Below are 20,525 nucleotides of genomic sequence, written 5' to 3' on the forward strand. Positions count from 1 at the left end.
AGCACCTCCCGATGCTTCCGGAAGGGGTCAAAATTCAGCCGGAACCACGGGGTCAGTTTTCAGGCGGAGCCGACAGCCCTGCACCGGGCACGTGCGATCAACCGCCCACCTCGCCCTGCACCGGGCACGTGCGATCAACCGTCCCGGCGCGACCGGGCCCGGCAGGTGGGCGCACAGATGGGGCAGCTCGACAGGGGGTCAGGCGATACCGGCGGCGGATGGCGAGGTGCCGTCCTCGGGCGCGGGCGGCGGGTCGCCCGGGTCGAGGCCCGCGAGCGGTGCCCGGCGCAGCAGGCCCGGGCCTGCGGAGGCGGGCGGGCCGACCGGTTCCGGCACGGCGTCACCGTCGGAGGCGGCGCCACCCGGGGCCACCGGCCCGAGCGGCCGGAGCGGGGCTGGCGGAGCGCCCTCGGCACGCTCCTCGGCGCCGCCCGGGTGCCGGTCGTCGCCGTCGGTGCGTGGAACGGGGGCGGGAACGAGCGCCGGGGCGGAGGCCGACGGAGGCATGATCGGCACCTCGGGACGACCGTTGCTCCGCCGAGCCGAGGGCACGACCGAGCCGGCAGACGCCGACGGCCCGGCCGAATCCGCAGACGCCGATGGCCCAACCGAGCCAGCAGACGCCGAGCGCGTGGCAGGGGCGGCAAACGCAGACGGCCCAGCCGACACCGCAGACGGCCCAGCCGACACGGCAGACGGCCCAGCCGACACGGCAGACGGCCCGGACGACACGGCAGAGGAAGACGGCACGCCGGGGGCGGCAGACGGCGACGGCACGGTCGGCGCGGCGGACGCAGAGGACGTGGTGGGGGCGGAGGGGGCGGAACGCCTGGTGGGGGCGGCAGACCGTGACGGCGCGGACGAGGCGGCGGACGCCGACGGGCCCGGCAGCAGTCGGGGCGGCGAAGCCGTCGGCGCCGAGACCGGGCGCAGCCCGGCCACCACGGTGTTGACGATCTCGGCCGCGTACGCGCCGTCCGGGTCGTAGTCGGGGTCGAAGACGGTCAGCTCGACGCCGAGGCAGTGCGGGGTGTCGACGAGGCCGGCGAGCAGGATCTCCAGCTCGGCGAAGGCGATCCCGCCCGGGTCGGGGGCGTCGACCGCCGGCATCACGGCCGGGTCCAGCACGTCCACGTCGATGTGCACCCAGTAGCCGGCGCAGTCGGCGAGCTGCTCGTGCGCCCACTGTGCCGTACGCGCGGCGCCCTCGGCGCGCAGCGCCGGCACCGGCCGGGTGGTGATCCCGGCGGCCTGGAGGTCGAGGCGGTACTCGTCCTGCGCCCGGATGCCGAGCACCACCACGTCGATGTCCCGGAAGTACGGCCGGCGCCCCTCGATGGCGGCCAGGTCGGCCTGCCCCCGCCCGGTGACCAGCGCGAGGTCCTCGCCGGCCGCCGCGCCCACGTAGGAGGCGTTGCCGGGGTGCCGGAAGTCGGAGTGGCCGTCGACGAAGACCAGCCCGATGCGCCCGCCGACCGCCTCGCCGAGCCGGTGCATGGCCAGTGCCGAACCGAGCAGGATGGAGCAGTCGCCGCCGAGCACCAGCGGGAACTCGCTGCGGTCGATGATGGCGCCGATCCGTTCCGCGAGCGCCACCGAGTAGTCGGCGATCTCGCGGGCGTGGCAGACCCCGTCACCCGGTCGCCAGTCGCCGGGGTCGTAGCGGGGAGCGGTGAGGCAGCCCGCGTCGCGGGCCCGCAGCCGGGCGAGCAGCCCCTGGTCGCGCAGCGCGCCCGGGGCCTTGCCGCAGCCGGGGACCGAGGTGGACGTGGGTGGGCGCAGGCCGAGGTTGCTGGGCGCGTCGAGGACGGCGATCCGGCGCATCATGGGCTCCCGTCCTCGAGGTGTCGGGCGGGCCGGCCGGAACGCCGGCCCGCGCTGGCGTGCTACGTACTCACAAGCAGGGCGTGATCACGAACAGGGCGTGGTGCTCAGAACAGGGCGCTGGCCAGGGCCCGGCGCGCCGCGGCGACGGCGGGATCCTCCGGCCCGGCGACCGTGAAGAGGCTGACCAGGTGCTGGCGTACCTTCTCCCGCTCTTCACCGGCGGTGCGGCGGACCACGCCCACCAGGCGGGCGTACGCCGCCTCGGCCTGACCGCTGAGCACCTCGATGTCGGCGGCCAGGAGCTGGGCCTCGACATCGTCGGGGTTCGCCTGGGCGGCGGCGACCGCCGCGCCCGGGTCGGCCCCAGCCACCCGGCGGGCGAGCCCGACCTGGGCGAGGCCCGCCTCCGCCGCGGCGTCCGCGGGCGACTCCGCGAGGATCTTGCGGTACGCCTGCTCGGCCGCGTCGAGGTCGCCGCTCATCAGGGCGTCGTCGGCCTCGTCGAGGCGCGGGTCCTCCGGCTCGGCGACGCTCACGCCACCGGCCTTGAGCACCGCCTGGATCCACTGCCGCAGCTGCGCCTCGGGCACCACTCCGGAGAAGGCGTCGACCGGCTGGCCGCCGACCACCGCGTAGACCATCGGGATGCCCTGCACCCGGAACATCTGGGCGATCCGGGGGTTGGCGTCCACGTCGACCTTGGCGAGCACCCAGGCGCCGCCGCCCTCGGCGGCCAGCCGCTCCAGCACGGGGCTCAGCTGCTTGCACGGCTCGCACCACTCGGCCCAGAAGTCCACGATCACCGGTGTGGTGAGCGAACGCTCGAGAACCTCGGACTGGAATGTCGCCTCGCTCACGTCGATGACGGCGACGCCGCCACCGGCGGCGCCGGGGAAATCGGCGGAGGGGGCTGACTGGGCCGGGGTGGCGGGGCGGGCAGGGGCCGGTGCGGGGGTGCGCAGCGCGCTGAGGTCGACCGCGCCGCGGGTGAAGATCGACGAGGTGATCCGTGGGTCGCTCATGGTTACCTAGTCTCGCACGCGACCCACGGAACTCAGATCAACCGCGACGGCGACAGTTGTGACTGTCACGGCTGCTCCCGCCCTTGCCCACCCCGTCCCTGCGCCCCTGCCCGACCTCCCGCCCGGCATGGCGCGATCCCGCACCTCCGGTCCTCGGTACGAGGCCTGCGCGGCGACTGCCGGGACACGAGGTGCGGGATCGCGGTGGAACGGGGTCGAGGGGGGAAGGGTCAGAAGCGGGCGGGTTCGCGGTAGACGCCCCACTCGGCGCGCAGGGCGTCGCAGATCTCGCCGAGGGTGGCCTCCGCGCGGACGGCGTCCAGCATGGCCGGGATCATGTTGCCGTCGGTCCGGCCGACGGCGACCATCCGCTCGATGGCGGCCTTCACGGCGGCCTCGTCACGGCCGGCCTTCCGCTCGGCCAGCATCCGGCGCTGCTCCAGCTCCACCTCGTGCGAGATGCGCAGGATCTCCAGGTCCTTGGCGACCGTGCCGGTGTGGCAGTTGACCCCGACGATCCGCTTGTCGCCCTTCTCCAGCGCCTGCTGGTAGACGAAGGCGGATTCGGCGATGTGGCCGGTGAACCAGCCGTCCTCGATGCCGCGCAGGATGCCGGAGGTCATCGGGCCGATCTGGTGCGGACCCTCCCCGCCGAGCTGCCGGATCCGGGCGAAGATCTCCTCCGCCTCGGCCTCGATCTTGTCGGTGAGCGCCTCGACGTACCAGGACCCGCCCAGCGGGTCCGCCACGTTGGTCACCCCGGTCTCCTCCATCAGCACCTGCTGGGTACGCAGGGCGATCTCGGCGGACTCGTCGGTGGGCAGCGCCAGGGTCTCGTCCAGGGCGTTGGTGTGCAGCGAGTTGGTGCCGCCGAGCACCGCCGCGAGTGCCTCCACGGCGGTACGCACCACGTTGTTGACCGGCTGCTGGGCGGTCAGCGACACCCCGGCGGTCTGCGTGTGGAACCGCAGCCAGAGCGCCTTCTCACTGGTCGCGCCGTAGACGTCGCGCAGCCAGCGGGCCCAGATGCGGCGGGCGGCCCGGAACTTGGCGATCTCCTCGAAGAAGTCGACGTGCGAGTCGAAGAAGAAGCTCAGGCCGGGCGCGAAGACGTTGACGTCGAGCCCCCGGGAGAGCCCCAGCTCGACGTAGCCGAAGCCGTCGGCGAGGGTGTACGCCAGCTCCTGCGCGGCGGTCGAGCCGGCCTCGCGGATGTGGTAGCCGGAGACCGACAGCGGCTTGTAGCGCGGGATCTCCCGGGCGCAGTACTCCATCAGGTCACCGATCAGGCGCAGGTGCGGCTCCGGGTCGAAGAGCCACTCCTTCTGTGCGATGTACTCCTTGAAGATGTCCGTCTGCAACGTGCCGTCCAGAGTGGACAGGTCGGCGCCCTGCCGCTCGGCGGCCACCAGGTACATGCAGAACACCGGCACCGCCGGCCCGGAGATGGTCATCGACGTGGTGACCCCGGCGAGGTCGATGCCGTCGAAGAGGGCCTCCATGTCGGCGGCGGTGTCGATGGCGACGCCGCAGTGGCCCACCTCCCCGAGCGCCTGCGGGTCGTCGGAGTCCCGGCCCATCAGCGTGGGCATGTCGAAGGCGACGGAGAGACCGCCGCCGCCGGCGCCCAGGATCATCTTGTAGCGCTCGTTGGTCTGCTGGGCGTTGCCGAACCCGGCGAACTGCCGGATCGTCCAGGTCCGTCCGCGGTAGCCGGTCGGGTAGAGGCCCCGGGTGTACGGGTACTCGCCCGGCCAGCCGATGCGCTCGAAGCCCGGGTGGTCCACGCCCTCCGGCGGCCCGTAGACCGGGTCGACGGGCATCCCGGAGAGCGTGGTGAAGTCGGCGTCCCGCTTGCGCGCGGCGTCGTAGCGGGCCTGCCAGCGTGCCCGTCCGGCGGCGATCTCGTCGGCGTTCATCGGCGGGGCTCCTCCTCGAGTCCTCGACTGCACTGCGAGTGTAGAGCCCAGACCTGAACGATCGCTAAGTAAGTTCGTACCGGCAGGTAACCTGGGCCGCCGGACGCGTCACGCGACGGGCGCGGCGGGACCGCCCAGGGCCACGTCGTCGACCCTGATGTTGACCTCGTCGACCCGCAGCCCGTACGCCTCGACCGCCCCGGCGACCTGCTCCCGGACCTCGGCGGTCACCTGCGGCACCGCGCGGCCGGCCTCGATCACGATGACCAGGTTGACCACCGCCGCGCCGTTCGTGACGTGGGCCGAGCAGCCACGCCGGGCGTCGCCGACCTGGTCGAGCCCGACCTTGTCGAGCACCGCGTTGAAGAACCGGGCCACGTCCCCGCCCAGCTCGACCACCCCGGGCACGGACCGCGCGGCGGCCACCGCGATCTTCTCCACCACCTCGTCGGAGACGAGCGTCGTCCCGCCCGGCACCGCGTCCGGCGTCACCGACAGCTCCTGCGTCGCCTCGTCGCCCATCGTCTCCCCACTCCGCCGCGCACCGCCCCACGCCGACCGTGGAGCGGTGCGAGCGTACTAGCTCGACGGGCCCCTCAGGAGCCGAGTTGGGAGAGCAGTTCGTCGGCCGCCGCGTACGGGTCGAGGGCGCCCTCGGCCACCTTCGCGGCGAGCGCCGGCAGCTCCGTACCGTCGCGCAGGGAACCGATCCGGGCGCGGAGCACGCCCAGCGCGATCGCCTCGACCTCGGCGGCGGCCCGCGCCTCCTGGCGGCGGCGCAGCTCGCCGTGCTCGACCAGCCAGCCACGGTGCTTGTCGATGGCGGCGGCGATGTCGTCGATCCCCTCGCCCCGGGAGGCGATCGCGCGCACCACCTGCGGCCGCCAGTCGCCCGGGCCGCGCTCGCCCAGGGCGATCATGCCCTGGATGTCGCGGTAGGTGGCGTCGGCGCCGTCCCGGTCGGCCTTGTTGACCACGAAGACGTCGGCGATCTCCAGGATGCCGGCCTTGACCGCCTGGATGGCGTCGCCCATGCCCGGGGCGAGCAGCACCAGCGTGGTGTCGGCCAGCGAGGCGACCTCCACCTCGGCCTGCCCGACGCCCACGGTCTCCACCAGCACGACGTCGCAGCCGGCGCCCTCCAGCACCCGCACCGCCTGCGGCGTGGCGGCCGACAGCCCGCCGAGGTGGCCCCGGCTGGACATCGACCGGATGTAGACGCCCGGGTCGGTGGCGTGGTCCTGCATCCGGACCCGGTCGCCGAGGATCGCCCCGCCCGTGAACGGGCTGGACGGGTCGATGGCCAGCACGCCCACCCGGTGGCCGCGGGCGCGCAGCGCCCGGACCAGCTCGTTGGTGGTGGTCGACTTACCCACCCCGGGTGAGCCGGTCAGCCCGACCACCTGGGCCTGGCCGGCGTACGGCGCGAGGGCCGCCGCGATCCGCGGCAGCGTCTCGTCGCCCGACTCGACCAGGGTGATCAGCCGGGCCACCGCGCGCGGATCGCCCGCGCGGGCCCGCTCGACCAGCATCGGCACGTCCCGGCTGCGGCGCACCGGGGGTGCGCCGGCCGCCGGGACGCCGTCGACGATCTCGCTCACTGTGCTGCCTCTACGGGATCGGCCGGCCGGCGGTCAGTGACCGCTCTCGCCGGGGGCCGGGACGTGGATGATCAGAGCGTCGCCCTGGCCGCCGCCGCCGCAGAGCGCCGCGGCGCCCGTGCCGCCGCCCCGGCGCTTGAGCTCCAGCGCGAGGGTGAGTACCAGCCGGGCGCCGGACATGCCGATCGGGTGGCCCAGCGCGATCGCCCCGCCATTGACGTTGACCTTGTCCGGGCTGATCCCGAGGTCACGGGTGGACTGGATGCCCACCTGGGCGAACGCCTCGTTGATCTCGATGAGGTCCAGGTCCTCGATGCCGAGCCCGCCCTTCTTGAGGGCGTGCTGGATCGCGTTGGACGGCTGCGAGTGCAGGGAGTTGTCCGGGCCGGCGACGTTGCCGTGCGCGCCGATCTCGGCCAGCCAGGTCAGCCCCAGCTCCTTGGCCTTGGCCTTGCTCATGACGACCACCGCGGCGGCGCCGTCGGAGATCGGCGAGGAGCTGCCGGCGGTGATGGTGCCGTCCTTGGCGAACGCCGGGCGCAGCTTCGCCAGCGACTCGACGGTGGTGTCCGGGCGGATCCCCTCGTCCTCGCTGATCACCAGCGGGTCGCCCTTGCGCTGCGGGATGACCACCGGGGTGATCTCGTCGGCGAAGTGGCCGTTCTTCTGCGCGGCGGCGGCCCGCTGGTGGCTGGCCGCGGCGAACGCGTCCTGCTCCTCGCGGGTGATGCCGTGCCGCCCGTTGTGCCGCTCGGTGGACTCACCCATCGCGCAGCTGTCCCAGGCGTCGGTGAGCCCGTCGAGCGCCATGTGGTCCTTGACCACCACGTCGCCGTACTTGTAGCCGCCGCGCTGGCCGAGCAGCAGGTGCGGGGCGTTGGTCATGGACTCCATGCCGCCGGCGACGACGATGTCGAACTCGCCGGCGCGGATCAGCTGGTCGGCCAGGGCGATCGCGTCCAGGCCGGAGAGGCAGACCTTGTTGACGGTCAGCGCCGGCACGGACATCGGGATGCCGGCCTCGACCGCCGCCTGGCGGGCCGGGATCTGTCCGGCGCCGGCCTGGAGCACCTGCCCCATGATCACGTACTGGACCTGCTCGGGGGCGACGCCGGCCCGCTCGAGCGCCGCCTTGATCGCGACGCCACCGAGCCTGGTCGCGGGGAGGTCCTTGAGGTTGCCCAGCAGGCGCCCCATCGGGGTCCGCGCGCCGCTGACGATCACCGAAGCCATGCCTGCCTCCGAGGGGGTGCCGACCTGTACGCCTTAACGATTGTTCGGTCAGACTAGCGCCATGGCTGAGAACTCCCCCGTCGAGACCGCTGCCGACTATGTCACAGACATCGGCCTGCGCCGCATCGACCACGTCGGGGTCGCCGTCGCCGACCTGGACGCCGCGATCGACTTCTACCAGCGCACCTTCGGGATGCGCTGCGTGCACACCGAGGTGAACGCCGAGCAGGGCGTACGCGAGGCGATGCTGGCCGTCGGCCCGGACGCCGAGGGCGGCTGCGTGCAGCTGCTCGCCCCGCTGACCCCGGAGTCGACCATCGCCAAGTTCCTCGACAAGAAGGGCCCCGGCGTGCAGCAGGTGGCGTACACCGTCGAGGACATCGACGCCGCCTGCGCGAAGCTGCGCGAGCGGGGCGTGAAGCTGCTCTACGACACCCCGAAGCGCGGCACCGCCAACTCGCGGGTCAACTTCGTCCACCCGAAGGACGCCGGCGGGGTGCTGGTCGAACTCGTCGAGCCCGCCGCCGGGCACTGATCCCCACCTCCGGCTCCCGCCGACCGGGCGGGAGCCGGAGGCCACTCCCCCGGCCGCCGGAGAAGGGGCCGGAGGCCACTCCCCGGCTGGTGGGAGAGGGGTCGAAGGCCCCGCCGAGCGCGCCGGTGCGTGGTTCCACCGCCGCCCGGGCACCTCCACGCATCGGCCAATGCAGTTTTTCACAGAGGACTTCCGGCCCTACCTACTCTTCAGTAACGTCCCGCCCCACAGGAGCGCGGCCGGTACCGGATGTGTCGGATGCCGACATGGCGGTGGGCCGCACCGACGCCGACGATGGCAGCACCCAGGCCCGCGTGGGCGGGGTGCGGACGAACGGGAGGTCGACGTGCAGGACATCCTCGAAGCGATCATGGCGGCGGAGGGATCCGACCAACCCGCACGGGAGCTCGCCGGGATCGCCGGCCTGCCGGTACCCGAGACGTACCGCGGCGTGGTGGTGCGCGCCGACGAGACCCGGATGTTCGACGGCCTGGCCACCCGGGACAAGGACCCGCGCAAGGCGCTGCACGTGCAGGAGGTGCCGACGCCGGAACTGGGGCCGGGCGAGGCGCTGGTCGCGGTGATGGCGAGCGCGATCAACTACAACACGGTCTGGACCAGCATCTTCGAGCCGCTGCCGACCTTCAAGTTCCTCGAGCGCTACGGCCGGCTCTCCGAGCTGACCCGCCGGCACGACCTGCCGTACCACGTGGTGGGCTCCGACGCCGCCGGCGTGGTGCTGCGCACCGGGCCCGGGGTGACGAAGTGGAAGGCCGGCGACGAGGTCGTCGCGCACTGCCTCTCCGTGGAGCTGGAGGACGCGGCCGGGCACGACGACACCATGCTGGATCCGCAGCAGCGGATCTGGGGCTTCGAGACCAACTTCGGCGGCCTGGCCGAGCTGTGCGTGGTCAAGGCCAACCAGCTGATGCCCAAGCCGCGCCACCTGAGCTGGGAGGAGGCGGCCAGCCCGGGGCTGGTCAACTCGACTGCGTACCGGCAGCTGGTGTCGCACCACGGGGCGAACATGAAGCAGGGCGACGTGGTGCTGATCTGGGGCGCCTCCGGCGGCCTCGGCGGCTACGCCACCCAGATGGCGCTCAACGGCGGCGCGATCCCGGTCTGCGTGGTCTCCTCGCCGGAGAAGGCGGAGCTGTGCCGGAGGATGGGCGCCGAGCTGGTGATCGACCGCACCGCCGAGGGCTTCCGCTTCTGGAAGGACGAGCAGACCCAGGACCAGGACGAGTGGCGCCGCTTCGGCGAGCGCATCCGCGAGCTGACCGGCGGCGACGACCCGGACATCGTCTTCGAGCACCCCGGCCGGGAGACCTTCGGCGCCAGCGTCTACGTGGCCAAGAAGGGCGGCACCATCGTCACCTGCGCCTCCACCAGCGGCTACCTGCACCAGTACGACAACCGCTACCTCTGGATGCACCTGAAGCGGATCATCGGCAGCCACTTCGCCAACTACCGCGAGGCGTGGGAGGCCAACCGGCTCGTGGCACTGGGCAAGGTCCACCCCACCGTGTCGAAGACCTACGCGCTGGAGCAGACCGGTCAGGCCGCGTACGAGGTGCACCGCAACGCGCACCAGGGCAAGGTCGGCGTCCGCTGCCTGGCCCCGACGGACGGGCTCGGCGTACGCGACCGCGAGCTGCGCTCCCGGCACGAGGACGCGATCAACCGGTTCCGCGGCCACTGACCCGAGGGACGAGGCGCCGTCGCCCATTGCGGTGAACGGCGATTGCCTTTCCGCCTAGTGTCTGACGCTCATTCGAGCGATGCCGACCATGGCGCGACAAAGGGCCGCGGGGTACTCCCGCGGCCCTTTTCCATGTCACGCTCCGTGCCCTCTCCCCTGTCACGCTCCGTGCCGTCCGACCCGCCCGGGACCTGCCAAGATCGGCGATCTGCCCGGTCCTCGGCCGACCCGCAGTTGACCATGTAATGAGGACACGAAAGCTCGGCACCGCTCTTGCGAAGCACCCTGGGGGGTCTGCGAGTATGTCCCAATGCCCCAGCAGTCCTCCCCTCTTGCGTTCTTCGATAACGCGAACTCGCAGCCCGATTTCACCGTTGGCCTGCGCGGCTACAACACCCACCAGGTCGATGACTTCATCGGCCGGATGACGGCCGCGCTGACCCAGTCCGAGCAGGCCCGCGCCGAGGCCGAGCAGCGGATGAACGACGCCCAGCGACGGCTCCGCCAGGCCGAGCAGCGGATGAGCGCGCTGGAGCAGAAGCTCGCCGACACCAACAAGCAGCTCGAGGAGAACAGCCGGCCCACCCTCTCCGGCCTCGGCACCCGCGTCGAGCAGATCCTGCGGCTGGCCGAGGAGCAGGCCAACGACCACCGCAACGAGGCCAAGCGCGAGTCGGAGGGCATCCTCTCCGCCGCCCGCCTCGAGGCGCGCGAGATCACCGACAAGGCGCGCGCCGAGGCGGCGGCCATGAAGGCCAACGCCGAGCGGGAGGCGGGCAGCGTCCGCACCGCCGCCGAGCGCGAGGCCGCCGAGGTCCGCGTCCAGGCCCGGCGCGAGGCCGACACGCTGCGCGCCGACGCCGACCGGGAGACCAAGCAGCTGCGCACGGTCACCGCCCACGAGGTCGCCGAGCTGAAGTCCACCGTCGAGCGCGAGGTCGCCACCCTGCGGGCCACCGCCGAGCGGGAGATCACCCAGCAGCGGGCGAAGGCGGCCCGCGAGGCCGAGGAGAAGCGCGCCGAGGCGACCAAGCTGCTCACCGACGCCCGCGACAAGCGCGACAAGGACCTCCAGGCCCTGGAGCTCCAGCTGGCCGAGCGCCGGGAAAAGGCCGAGCGCGAGGAGTCCGAGCGGCACGCCGCGCAGGTGGCCCAGACCCAGAAGCTGGTCAGCGAGGCCGAGCAGCGGGCCCACGCCGCGCAGGAGCGGGCCAAGGAGATCGAGCAGCGCGCCGAGGCCCGCCGGGTCGAGTCGGAGCGCACCGCCAACGAGACGGTCGACAAGGCCAAGGCGCTGGCCGACAAGACGCTCACCGAGGCGAAGGCCGAGTCGAAGCGCCTGCTCACCGAGGCGCGCACCGAGGCCGAGCTGACCACCCAGGCGGCCCGTCGCGAGGTCGAGGACCTCACCCGGCAGAAGGACGCCGTCACCTCGCAGCTCGGCCAGATGCTCTCCGGCCTCGCCGGCATCGTGCCGGGCGTACCCGCCACGCCGCCGGCCGCGCCGGCCAAGCCGGAGGCGAAGAAGGCCGACAACGCCGACGAGCGGGTGGCCGCGGAGACCGCCAACTGACCCGACCGACCCACCCGACCGGGGCATGATTTCCACGGCGCGGGGTGACACCGGGTGACCGGTGCGCCCCGCGCCGTACGCTTTTTCCCGCCGAGCGAATTGCCCGGGCGTGTCGGCAGTGAAGTAGGTCCTATCCGGGGCGTCCGTATCGCCCCAGCCGGACTGGAGGCGTGTGAGGATGGGGGCATGTCGCACGGCGAGGAACTGTTCGCTCTCGGCGGGGATGTGACCACGGAGCCCAGCTTCGAGTCCGCTCTGCGGGGGTACGAGAAACGACAGGTCGACCGGTACGTCGCTCGCGCGGAGCACGAGATCGCGGCCCTGGCGGCCGAGCGGGAACAGGCCTACACACAGATCCACAAGCTGGCCGGCCAGGTCGAGGTGCTCCAACGTGACCTCGCCCAGGCACGCAAGTCGTCCGGGGCTCTGGAGAACGTCTCCTACCGGCACCTGGGCCCGCGGGTGGAGCAGATCCTCACCATCGCCGAGGAGCAGGCCGACGCGATCCTGGCCTCCGCCAACGAGGAGATCGAGGCTCGCCGGGCCGCCGCGGAGCACATCGTCGACGAGGCCCGCGAGCAGGCCGCCACCGCCCTCAAGGACTTCGAGATCGCGCTGGCCGCCCGCCGGACGGAGGAGGAGCGGCACACCGCGGCCCGCAAGGCCGAGGCGGACGCCGCCGTCCGCACCGCCAAGGACGAGGCCGCCCGGCTGCGCAAGGCCGCCCAGGAGGCGCTCGCGAAGGCCCAGCAGGAGGCCACCCAGCTGCGGGACGCGGCCAAGGAGATCCACCAGCGGGCCCAGCAGGAGGCGACCAAGCTGCGCGAGGCCGCCAAGGAGGTGCACGCCAAGGCGCAGCAGGAGGCCACCCAGCTGCGGGAGGCCGCCAAGGAGGTGCACGCCAAGGCCCAGCAGGAGTCCAAGCGCCTGGTCGACCAGGCCACCGAGGCGGGCCGGGCCACCCACGCCAAGGCGCAGCGGGACGCCAAGCAGATCATCGACGACGCCGCCGGCGCCGGCCGGGCCACCCGCGAGAAGGCCCGCCAGGAGGCCGAGCGGCTCACCACCCAGGCGGCCGAGACGGCCAAGCGCAACCGCGCCGAGACCGAGGCGTACGTGCAGCGGATGCGCAGCGAGACCGAGGCGTACGTGCAGCACGCCCGGGCCCAGACGCAGCAGGAGCTGGGCGCCTGGCGGGCCGGGGTGGAGCAGGAGGTCAACAGCCGGCGCGAAGCCGCGGACCGCGAGCTGACCCAGCGCCGCGCGGCGGCCGAGCAGGAGTTCACCAAGCGCCGCGACGAGCTGGAGAAGCAGTACAAGACCCGGCTCGCCGAGCTGGAGAAGCAGCACACGAGCCGGCACGACGAGCTGGAGTCCGGGTTCGAGTCGCGCCGCGCCGCGCTGGAGGCGGAGTACACCGCCCGGAAGAACGAGATCGAGCAGGGTGCCACCGCCGTCCGCCAGGCCGCCGAGCAGGACGCGCTGACGATGCGCCGGCAGGCCGAGGAGGAGGCCGCGGCGCTGCTCGGCCGGGCCGAGTCGGAGGCGGCCGACAAGCGCCGCAAGGCCGACGAGCACGTGGCGACGTCGCGGCGGCAGTTCGAGGAGTACGCGGCCACGACGCAGCAGCACCTGGCCACCACCCAGCAGCACCTCGCCGCCACCCAGCAGGAGGCCGCCGCCAGCCGTCAGCAGCTCGCCCAGGTGATGCTGGAGATCGCCCAGGCCCAGCAGGAGCTGGCCGACCTGCGGCAGGAGACCTGGAAGTCCCGGCAGGAGTCCGACGAGCTCCAGCGACAGGTGGCGGAGCTGCGGTTGGGTCGGCTCGCCGCGGCCGACCTGCCGGGCGGTACGGACGGCGCCGCCGCCCCGGTGGTGGCGGACGGCAAGCCGGCCACGGCGAACGGCGGCAGGCCCCGCCCCGACACGGACAAGACCTCGGCGGGCGCGGGTGCGACCCCGGTCGGCGCGGGCACGGACAAGGCGGACAGGACCCCGGCGGGCGCGGCCACGGCGGGTGCGGGCACGACCCCGACGGAAGCGGCCAAGGCGGATGCGGCCACCGCCCCGGCGGGCGCGGGCACGGCGGGCAGGACCCCGGCGGGTGCGGGCTCCGCGGACAAGGCTCCGGTCGCGGGCGGGGCGACGGGCCCCGCAGCGGCTCCGTCCTCCTCGGACGGGAAGCCCGCCGCCGGCAAGGTGGAGCCGGAGGACGCCGGGCAGCCGGCCAAGGGCCGGATCGAGCCGGCCGACGCCGGGCAGCCGGCCAACGGCAAGGCCACCGTGACCACCGTCGACGGGGGTACGGCCAGCGCCGGCGTGGACGGGGAGCCGACCGTGGCGGCGGTGCCTGGCGAGGGAGGTCGGGGCGCCACCCCGACGAAGATCACCAGCACCGGCGAGAACGGCAAGCGTCCGGCGAAGCCGACCACCGACGAGCGCAGCGCCAAGCCGAGCAAGGTCGTCGTCGAAAAGGACTGACCCCGGACCGCTCCACCGCCCGACAGCTGAGGCCGTCCAGCGGATCTTGGTACGGCACGGCCCCTATAGGGGCCGTGCCGTACCAAGATCTCAGGACTTCGGTCCTGCCCGCACCCAGAGGGTGCGCGGAGGGGCGGCGTTGGCTGGTCCCGGTGGCCCAGCCGGGTCGGGTGGCACCGCCCGGGTGGGTGGCACCGCCCGGGTGGGTGGCACCGCCGGGGCGGGTGACACGGCTCGGGTGGGTGGCGCGGGCAAGCCTGCGGCGTACGCTCCCGGTGGGATTTCGCCGACATGAGCCATGGTCGGGCCGTCCCGCGGGAATCGATCCAGGGAGGTCCGATGGCGGACGACGGACCGATGGCGTCGAGCGGCGACCGGGAGCCCGATCGCGCCCCGGCACCGGGCGACAGGAACCGGAAGCCGGAGCACGCCACCGCGCCCGAACACGCCGACAGGACGACAGGCACGACGGGCACCACGAGCACGAGAGACACGACGAGCACGAGAGACACGACGAGCACGAGAGACACGACCGGCACGGCGGACGACGGCGAGCTGGCGGGGAACGGGTCGAGCCGGTTCGGTACGCCGGGGCGGCCGCTGAAGCGCAGCAGCTTCCTGGTCGGCTTCACCGGCGCGGCCGGGGTGCTGCTCGCGTACGCCCTCTATCTGGGCGTGCGCAACGCGGCCGGCATCCTGGTCCTGGTGGTCATCGCGCTCTTCCTCGCCGTCGGCCTGCACCCCGCGGTGGTCCGGTTGCGGTCCTGGGGGCTGCCGCACGGGCTCGCCGTGGCGGTCGTCGCGCTGACGGTCGTGCTGCTCCTCTGCGGTGGCCTGTTCGCCCTGGTGCCGCCGATCGTGACGCAGAGCGGGCAGTTCATCGAGCAGCTCCCGAGCTACCTGGAGGCGTTGCGCCGCAACGAGACGGTCAACGACCTGGTGGAGCGGTACGACCTGATGGAGCGGGTGCAGAGCGCGGCGAACGCGGACACGGTCGGTCAGGCCCTCGGCGGGGTGCTCGGCGGCGCCCAACTGATCTTCGGCACGGTCTTCCGGGGGCTGACCGTGCTGGTGTTGACCATCTACTTCCTGGCCTACTTCGACCGGCTCCGCGACCTGGGCTACTCGCTGGTGCCCCGCTCGCGCCGGGAGCGGGTACGGCTGATCGGGGACGAGATCCTGACGAAGGTCGGCGCGTACATGGTCGGCGCGCTCAGCATCGCGGTGCTGGCCGGGGTGTCCACGTTCGTCTTCGCGGTGATCGTCGGGCTGCCGTACCCGTTCGCGCTGGCCGTGGTGGTCGCGGTGACGGACCTGATCCCGCAGATCGGCGCGACCCTCGGCGCGGTGATCGTCAGCCTGGTCGGGTTCGCCACGGACCTGCCGATCGGCATCGCCTGTGCGGTGTTCTTCCTGATCTACCAGCAGGTGGAGAACTACCTGATCTATCCCAAGATCATGCGCCGGTCGGTGTCGGTCAACGAGGTGGCCGCCCTGGTGGGCGCCCTGCTCGGGGTCTCCCTGCTGGGCGTGGTGGGCGCGCTGATCGCGATCCCGGCGGTGGCCGCGCTCCAGCTCATCCTGCGGGAGGTGGTCCTGCCCCGGCAGGAGTCCCGCTGACCCCGCCCGGCCCGGCCCGACCGGCCACCGGTGGACCGGGCCGCCACGGGTGAACCGGGCGGCCACGGCCAGACCGGTCGGCCACGGGTGGACCGGATCGGCCACGGATGGACCGGGTCGGCCGGGCCCGCGACGGGAGCGCGCGGCGGAGGGCGGGTCCGCGGCGCGAGCGCGAGGCCGAGGGCGGGTCAGCCGGCCTGGCCGGCAGGCGGGCCGGGCACCGGGCGGTCCGCGAAGGAGGCCACCGTGCGGTCGGCGTACGCGCTGACGTCGCCGGTCTCCATCGGGCCGTCCCAGGTGGTCGGCAGCGGCACGGCGGCGGCCGGGTTGACCCGGCGGACCACCTCGTCCAGCACGGTCTCGGCGTCGCCGACCCAGAGGTGCTTCGCCCCGGGCACCCCGACCACCTCGGCCTGCGGCACCGCCGCGAAGCGCTCCCGGGCCTCGTCGGGGCGCAGGTAGTCGTCGAACTCGGGCACCAGCGCGGTCAGCGGCTTGCCGGACTCCGTCCAGTGCTCCAGGTCGGCCGGGGCGGAGAAACGCAGCGGCGGGGAGAGCAGGATCGCCCCGACGACGGCCGGGTCGCAGCCGTACTTCAGGGTCAGGTCCGTGCCGAACGACCAGCCGAGCAGCCAGACGTTCGGCAGCTCGTGGAACTCGGCGTACTCGATGGCGGCGGCGACGTCGAAGCGCTCGCCGACCGCGTTGTCGAAGGCCCCCTCGCTGGTGCCGCGCACGCTGCTGGTCCCCCGGGTGTTGAAGCGGAGCACCGCCAGATCGGCCAGGGCCGGCAAACGCCACGCCGCCTTGCGGAACACGTGGCTGTCCATCATCCCGCCGTGCGTCGGCAGCGGGTGCAGGCAGACGAGGGTGCCCACCGGCGCACGGTCCAGCGGCCGGGCCAACTCGCCGACCAGCCGCAGACCGTCAGCGGTGTGCAGCTCGATGTCCTCGCGGTGCCCGGGCAGGATGGAGGACGCGCGGATCGGTGTGCTCACCCCACCAGTCTCGCCGGTGCGGCCGGGAACCGCCGGGCGGGGCGGAAACAGCGTGATCCAGATCGCTCAGCCGTAGCGGGGAGCACCGCGACCGCGCTGGACGACCGGCCCACGCCGGTCGCGGGCACGCCAGCACCCGCTGTGCCAGTGCCGCCGGTCGGTCAGGTCGCCCCGCCCGTCCGCCGGCCACGCCACCAGGTGCGCCACCCCGGGCCGGATCTCCTGGTCACAGCCGGGACAGCGGTACGTCTTGGTGGACGCGCCGCCGCTGATCCCGCGTACCTGCCAGTCGCCGTCGCGCCACTGCTGCACCGAGGCGACGCCCTGCCGGGCCCGGTCGGAGTCGAGGTGCGCGGCGTCATCGCGGCGGGGTCGGTTGCGACGGGGGCTCACGCTTGCCAAGCGTACGGGCCGGCGGCGGGACCGGCCCGGGGTGGGCGGGCCGGCCCCGCCGCTGGTCAGCCCCAGGTCTCCGGGTCACCGGGATCGGTGGCGACCTGCGCCCCGCCCAGCAGGACGGCGGCGTCCGCCTCGGTGAAGTCCCCGTGCGACCAGCTGAAATCGACGATCAGGTGGGCCTTAGGGATGCCGAGCAGCTCCAACTGGTCGCCCCGCGGGTAGAGGTAGGCGGCCCGGCCCCCGATCGTCCGGTTGCCCGCCGTACGGCCGGTGACCGTCGAGCGCGCGTAGTCGAACGCGACACGCGTCTCCGCTTCCCCGGGCCCGTTCACCACCAGCGACATGTGCAACGTGGCGGGGAAGGACCCCGCATCGACGGTGCACTGGTCCAGCCGGGCGCCGGCGGGCAGCGTGGTGAGCCGCACCGGCGCGACGCAGCGGCGCGCCTCACCCAACCGGAGGGCGCCGACCGCCACCTCGATCTCCTGGGCGGTCACGGCGGTCACGGCGGCCCGGGCGTACAGGCCGGGGGCCGGTTGCCAGAGCCGGATCCAGATGGAAGTGCCGCCCTCCCGGTGCAGGCGATCGGTGCCGTCGAAGACCGTCCCGCCCGTCATCCCGGTGGCCCCCGGCGGCAGCCCTTCGACCGCGTACTCCCACAGCGCGTCGGCGGAACGGGCCAGCGCGACGCTCACCGGCCGGCCACCGTCGACCTCGACGCGGATGCTCTCCACGCCGAACCCGACGTGCCAGCCCCGGTAGCGGGCGCGGGCCGGGTCGAACCCGAAGTGCAGTACCTGCGGATCCGTGCCGACCAGGTCGGGCCGGGCGGCCGCGCCGGGGACGTTCTCCAGCCGGGGCGGCGCGGCGGTGGCGGCGTCCGGCGCGGCGGCGTCCGGCGGGCGTACCCGCTCCGGCAGGCCCACGCCGGTGGCGACGGTGAACCCGAGCACCGCCGCCACGCCCAGCGCGAGGCCCGCGCCGGCCCGACGGCGACGGCGACGGACCCGTCCCCCGGCGACGGCACGGGAGGTGAGCCGGTCGGTGTCGACCGTCCCCTCGGCGCGTTCCCGCAGCGTCCGTACGATCCGTTCGTCGAGGTCGGTCACGGCCGGCTCCCGTTCGTCGCCGGGACGCCGTGGCGCTCCCGGAGGTTGTTGAGCGCCCGCATGGCATGGGTGCGGACGGTGACCGGCGAGCAGCCGAGGATCTGGGCGATGGTCGCGTCGTCGAGGTCCTCGTAGTAGCGCAGCACGAGCACCGCCCGCTGGCGGTCCGGCAGCCCGAGGATGAGCCGCCACATGGCGTCCCGGTCGGCCGTCTCGCCGCCGAGGTCGCCGTGCTGGGGCCGTTCCGCGAAGTCGGCGGTGGCCAGCTCCCGGTTCGTCCGCCGGCGCCACCAGGAGTTGTTGGCGTTGACCAGCATCCGGCGCACGTACACGTCCGGCCGGTCCACCCGGGCGATCCGCCGCCAGTGCACGTACGCGCGGGTCAGGACGTCCTGGGTGAGGTCCTCGGCCCGGTGCTCGTCGCCCGTCAGCAGCCGGGCCAGCCGCATCAGGGCGGGGCCTCGGCTGCCGACGTACTCCTCGAAGGTCACACCATGCAGACGCCGTCACCGGCGGGCGGTGTTGACCGGGTCAGCGACGGGTGTGGTCGCGGAAGCCCCGGCCGCTCTTGCGCCCCAGGTAGCCGGCCGTGACGAGGTGCTCCAGCAGCGGCGCGGGCGCGAAGCCCGGCTCGCGCAGCTCCAGGTAGAGCTCCCGCTGGATGGCCAGCGAGACGTCCAGGCCGACCACGTCGAGCAGCTCGAACGGGCCCATCGGGTAGCCGCAGCCCAGCTTCATGGCGTGGTCGATGTCGTCGGCGGTGGAGTAGCTCGCCTCCAGCATCTTCACGGCGTCGTTGAGGTACGGGAAGAGCAGCGCGTTGACGATGAAGCCGGACCGGTCGCCGCAGACCACGCCCGTCTTGCCCAGCGCGGCACAGACCGCGCGGGCGGTGGCGGTGGTCTCCGTCGAGGTGCGGATGGTCTCCACGACCTCGACCAGCGGCATGAGCGGCGCCGGGTTGAAGAAGTGCAGCCCGATCACGTCGGCGGGCCGCTGGGTGGCCATCGCGACGTCGATCACCGGCAGCGATGAGGTGGTGGTGGCGAGCACGACGCCCGGCTTGCAGATCTCGTCGAGGCTGGCGAAGAGGGCCTTCTTGACGCTCAGCTCCTCGACCACGGCCTCGACGACGAGGTCGACGTCGGCGAGGTGGTCCAGGGTGGCCGACCAGTTGATCCGGCCGAGCGCGGCGTCCCGGTCGGCCTCGCTGAGCTTGCCGCGCACCACGCCCTTGTTGAGCGAGGTCCTGACCGCCTCGAAGACCTTGGCGGACTTCTCCGCGCCCCGGGTCACCGAGACGACCTCGTAGCCGGCCTTCGCGAAGACCTCGATGATGCCGGTGGCCATCGTCCCGGATCCGACGACGCCGACCTTCGCGATCGCGGCGGCGCCGCCGAGCGCGGCCTCCGTCGCCACAGGCGTCTGCTCGTCGGGTACGACGACCGGGGAGCCCGGCCGCTCGTAGGTGTAGAAGCCCCGGCCGGACTTGCGGCCGAGCAGCCCGGCGGTGACCATCTGCTTGATCAGCGGCACCGGGGCGTGCCGGCGGTCCCGCCCGCCGCGCCGGTACATGGTGTCGAGGATCTCGTACGCGGTGTCCAGGCCGATCAGGTCCATCAGCGCCAGCGGGCCCATGGGCAGGCCGCAGCCGAGCTTCATGGCCGCGTCGATGTCCTCGCGGGTGGCGTAGTGCGCCTCGAACATCCCGACGGCGTGGTTGAGGTAGCCGAAGAGCAGCGCGTTGGCGATGAAGCCGGCCCGGTCGCTGATGGTGACGTCGACCTTGCCGAGCCGCTTGCAGAGCGCCTCCACGTCGGCGACCACGTCGGCGGAGGTGACCACCGTCCGGACCACCTCGACCAGCTTCATCACCGGGGCGGGGTTGAAGAAGTGGATGCCGATCACCTGGTTGGGACGGCTGGTGGCGACGGAGATCTCGGTGACACTCAGCGACGAGGTGTTGGTGGCCAGGATCGCCTCGGGCTTGCAGACCCGGTCCAGCTCGGCGAAGATCCGCTGCTTGAGGTCCAGGTGCTCGGGCACCGCCTCGATGACCAGGTCGACCGCGTGCAGCGCGTCCAGCCCGACGGCGAACCGTACGCGGCTCAGCAGCGCGTCCCGGTCGGCCTCGGCGAGCTTGCCCTTGGCCACGGCCCGGTCCGTCGACCCGGTGAGGATGGCCCGGCCGCGTTCCAGCGCGTCCTCGGAGACCTCCACCGCGACGACGTCGACCCCGTTGCGCGCGAATACCTCGACGATGCCGGCACCCATGGTGCCCAGACCCACAACGCCCACGCTGGTGAAATCACGCGCCACGACCAGCCTCCTCGATGCTCCGCACAGCCGCGTTAACGACCATTAAGGTTATGCGCGCGAGTCTGCCACGTGACGTTGCGTTGTCGAGGCGCCGTGGGAAATTTCACGAGCCCAGCGGGGCTGCGCGCGCGCCGTTCGACAGGGCGGGTCGGCTCGCGGTCGGTCGGCTCGCCGCGCCGGCCGCGCT

At 73.3% G+C, this 20,525-nt stretch carries 15 protein-coding genes and 1 pseudogene; 5 read left to right on the forward strand and 11 right to left on the reverse strand.

Annotation, left to right across the window (positions count from 1 at the left end):
* Nucleotides 1–696: 696 nt before the first annotated feature.
* The 6 genes and pseudogenes from ACLQ20_RS29545 to ACLQ20_RS29570 all read right to left on the reverse strand — a co-directional run.
* Nucleotides 697–1,827: pseudogene (locus ACLQ20_RS29545) on the reverse strand (arginase family protein); the annotation flags it as partial.
* 104 nt (nt 1,828–1,931) lie between these two features.
* A complete protein-coding gene (locus tag ACLQ20_RS29550) occupies nt 1,932–2,849 on the reverse strand; it encodes a tetratricopeptide repeat protein (RefSeq protein ID WP_327029419.1) in 918 nt (305 codons plus the stop codon).
* A 230-nt stretch (nt 2,850–3,079) separates the two neighbouring features.
* A complete protein-coding gene (locus ACLQ20_RS29555) occupies nt 3,080–4,768 on the reverse strand; it encodes an acyl-CoA mutase large subunit family protein (protein ID WP_425858212.1) in 1,689 nt (562 codons plus the stop codon).
* A gap of 108 nt (nt 4,769–4,876) precedes the next feature.
* The gene (locus tag ACLQ20_RS29560) at nt 4,877–5,290 is read right to left on the reverse strand and encodes an Asp23/Gls24 family envelope stress response protein (RefSeq protein ID WP_151456557.1); all 414 of its coding nucleotides are present in this window, start codon (nt 5,288–5,290) and stop codon (nt 4,877–4,879) included.
* A 74-nt stretch (nt 5,291–5,364) separates the two neighbouring features.
* Nucleotides 5,365–6,300 carry a methylmalonyl Co-A mutase-associated GTPase MeaB gene (gene meaB / locus ACLQ20_RS29565; protein ID WP_370518982.1) on the reverse strand — a complete coding sequence of 312 codons (936 nt, stop codon included), beginning with the start codon at nt 6,298–6,300 and terminating at the stop codon, nt 5,365–5,367.
* 102 nt (nt 6,301–6,402) lie between these two features.
* Nucleotides 6,403–7,602, reverse strand: a complete 1,200-nt coding sequence (locus ACLQ20_RS29570; RefSeq protein ID WP_327029421.1) for an acetyl-CoA C-acetyltransferase — start codon at nt 7,600–7,602, stop codon at nt 6,403–6,405.
* Nucleotides 7,603–7,663: 61 nt separating this feature from the next.
* On the opposite strand from ACLQ20_RS29570, the gene mce reads away from it, so the two are divergent.
* The 5 genes from mce (at nt 7,664) to ACLQ20_RS29595 (ending at nt 15,513) form a co-directional block, all read left to right on the forward strand.
* Nucleotides 7,664–8,137: a methylmalonyl-CoA epimerase gene (mce, locus tag ACLQ20_RS29575; protein ID WP_121399562.1), complete on the forward strand. Its 474-nt coding sequence runs from the start codon at nt 7,664–7,666 to the stop codon at nt 8,135–8,137.
* A 346-nt stretch (nt 8,138–8,483) separates the two neighbouring features.
* A complete protein-coding gene (gene ccrA, locus ACLQ20_RS29580) occupies nt 8,484–9,839 on the forward strand; it encodes a crotonyl-CoA carboxylase/reductase (protein WP_151456553.1) in 1,356 nt (451 codons plus the stop codon).
* Between the two features lie 310 nt (nt 9,840–10,149).
* Complete coding sequence (locus tag ACLQ20_RS29585) at nt 10,150–11,412, forward strand: cell division protein DivIVA (RefSeq protein WP_132231256.1); 1,263 nt, start codon at nt 10,150–10,152, stop codon at nt 11,410–11,412.
* A 186-nt stretch (nt 11,413–11,598) separates the two neighbouring features.
* On the forward strand, nt 11,599–13,893 hold the full coding sequence (locus tag ACLQ20_RS29590; RefSeq protein WP_425858213.1) for a hypothetical protein: 2,295 nt from the start codon (nt 11,599–11,601) through the stop codon (nt 13,891–13,893).
* A 339-nt stretch (nt 13,894–14,232) separates the two neighbouring features.
* Nucleotides 14,233–15,513 carry an AI-2E family transporter gene (locus tag ACLQ20_RS29595; RefSeq protein ID WP_425858214.1) on the forward strand — a complete coding sequence of 427 codons (1,281 nt, stop codon included), beginning with the start codon at nt 14,233–14,235 and terminating at the stop codon, nt 15,511–15,513.
* A 188-nt stretch (nt 15,514–15,701) separates the two neighbouring features.
* Here the strand turns inward: ACLQ20_RS29595 and ACLQ20_RS29600 are convergent, their stop codons facing one another.
* The 5 genes from ACLQ20_RS29600 to ACLQ20_RS29620 all read right to left on the reverse strand — a co-directional run bounded on the left by ACLQ20_RS29600 (nt 15,702) and on the right by ACLQ20_RS29620 (nt 20,338).
* On the reverse strand, nt 15,702–16,511 hold the full coding sequence (locus ACLQ20_RS29600) for an alpha/beta hydrolase (protein WP_358119305.1): 810 nt from the start codon (nt 16,509–16,511) through the stop codon (nt 15,702–15,704).
* Nucleotides 16,512–16,577: 66 nt separating this feature from the next.
* Nucleotides 16,578–16,904 (reverse strand): hypothetical protein, encoded by a 327-nt coding sequence (locus tag ACLQ20_RS29605; RefSeq protein ID WP_172896372.1) that lies wholly within the window; start codon nt 16,902–16,904, stop codon nt 16,578–16,580.
* A 65-nt stretch (nt 16,905–16,969) separates the two neighbouring features.
* On the reverse strand, nt 16,970–18,019 hold the full coding sequence (locus ACLQ20_RS29610) for a hypothetical protein (RefSeq protein ID WP_425858215.1): 1,050 nt from the start codon (nt 18,017–18,019) through the stop codon (nt 16,970–16,972).
* Nucleotides 18,016–18,510, reverse strand: coding sequence for a SigE family RNA polymerase sigma factor (locus ACLQ20_RS29615; protein ID WP_151454869.1), 495 nt, complete (start codon nt 18,508–18,510; stop codon nt 18,016–18,018). The genes ACLQ20_RS29610 and ACLQ20_RS29615 overlap by 4 nt, the downstream gene beginning before the upstream one ends.
* 40 nt (nt 18,511–18,550) lie before the next feature.
* Entirely contained in the window at nt 18,551–20,338 is a 1,788-nt protein-coding gene (locus ACLQ20_RS29620) for a 3-hydroxyacyl-CoA dehydrogenase family protein (RefSeq protein ID WP_151454870.1), read from the reverse strand.
* Nucleotides 20,339–20,525: the final 187 nt, after the last annotated feature.

The sequence above is a fragment of the Micromonospora sp. DT46 genome (assembly GCF_049841735.1).
GTDB classification, from domain to species: domain Bacteria; phylum Actinomycetota; class Actinomycetes; order Mycobacteriales; family Micromonosporaceae; genus Micromonospora; species Micromonospora reichwaldensis.